This window comes from Micromonospora arborensis, assembly GCF_003205615.1.
GTDB classification, from domain to species: Bacteria; Actinomycetota; Actinomycetes; order Mycobacteriales; family Micromonosporaceae; genus Micromonospora; species Micromonospora arborensis.
In genome coordinates this window covers 1-285 of the sequence record NZ_PYBV01000160.1, presented here as the reverse complement: position 1 = coordinate 285, position 285 = coordinate 1, and the positions used below count along the sequence as shown (strand labels likewise).

Sequence of the window (285 nt, the reverse complement as noted above, 5' to 3'; positions counted from 1 at the left end):
AATTGTACAGCATCCAGGGTGACGGTGCCGAGGATGACGATGAGCGCATTGTTAGATTTCATACACGGTGCCTGACTGCGTTAGCAATTTAACTGTGATAAACTACCGCATTAAAGCTGATCCCCGGGAATTCCCGACAGTAAGACGGGTAAGCCTGTTGATGATACCGCTGCCTTACTGGGTGCATTAGCCAGTCTGAATGACCTGTCACGGGATAATCCGAAGTGGTCAGACTGGAAAATCAGAGGGCAGGAACTGCTGAACAGCAAAAAGTCAGATAGTACC

At 48.8% G+C, this 285-nt stretch carries 1 protein-coding gene; it reads left to right on the top strand.

Annotated features, from left to right (window positions below; translation table 11 throughout):
* Positions 1–129 precede the first annotated feature (129 nt).
* Positions 130–285, top strand: a 156-nt coding sequence (traD, locus tag C7C45_RS36005; RefSeq protein ID WP_208641540.1) for a conjugal transfer protein TraD, incomplete at its 3' end; no start/stop codon positions are given.